1 pseudogene is annotated in these 913 nt (G+C 65.9%); it reads left to right on the forward strand.

Annotated features, from left to right (window positions below):
• Window positions 1–129: 129 nt before the first annotated feature.
• A pseudogene (locus ACZLKG_RS16580) lies at window positions 130–738 on the forward strand (IS3 family transposase); the annotation flags it as partial.
• Window positions 739–913 lie beyond the last annotated feature (175 nt).

Below are 913 nucleotides of genomic sequence, written 5' to 3' on the forward strand. Positions count from 1 at the left end.
CGGCTCGTCGAGGGCGCTGTCACCACGAACTGGAAGACGGCCCTCCAACAGCTCTCACTGGTCTACCCCGACCGAATCAACCCCCACCTCTGACCCGGCCCCCTTACACAGACAACTTGACAGGCTCGGATCTTCTCGGCCACCGTGCGCCGCCGGCAGCGCTACGGCCGGCCGGGCCCACCGGTGTGCGATGACCTGCTCGAGCGGGACTTCACCGCCGAGACGCTGAACGCGACCGGGCTGACCGATATCACCGAGCACCGCACCCGCCAGGGCAAGGTCTACCTGTGTGCCGTCAAGGACGCCTGCTCGGGCCGGATCGTCGGCTACGCCATCGATGCCCGAATGACCGCCGACCTGGCCCTCGCTGCCCTGCGGGACGCGGTCGCTCGCCGCGGCGGGACGGCCGTCGTGGCCGGCTGCATCGTCCACAGCGACAGAGGATCGCAATTCCGTTCCCGGAAATTTCAGCGCGTACTCAAGGTCTACGGACTCCTCGGGTCCATGGGACGCGTCGGGGCTGCCGGGGACAACGCGGCGATGGAGAGCTTCTTCGCCACACTTCAGAAGAACGTGCTCGATCGGAAGCGCTGGGCCACCCGCGACCAGCTCCGGCTCGCGATCGTGCACTGGATCGAACGCACCTATCACCGACGACGACGGCAACGTCGACTCGGCAGGCTCACTCCGATTGAATACGAACTCGTCCACCACCACGCCGTCACCCTGGCGGCCTGACCCCGAAGTCAACGAAACCTTCAGCAGACCCAACAGGGCAAGCTGCTCCAGGCACACTACGCCGGAGCGATCCCACTGGAGGGTCTGCTGCACGGATACGTGACAGGTGTTCTCAGGCCGCGAGTGCGATCTGAGTGGTCATGATGGTCTCGTACTCGATGGGGGTCAGGCGACC

Source organism: Georgenia sp. Z2081, assembly GCF_055326445.1.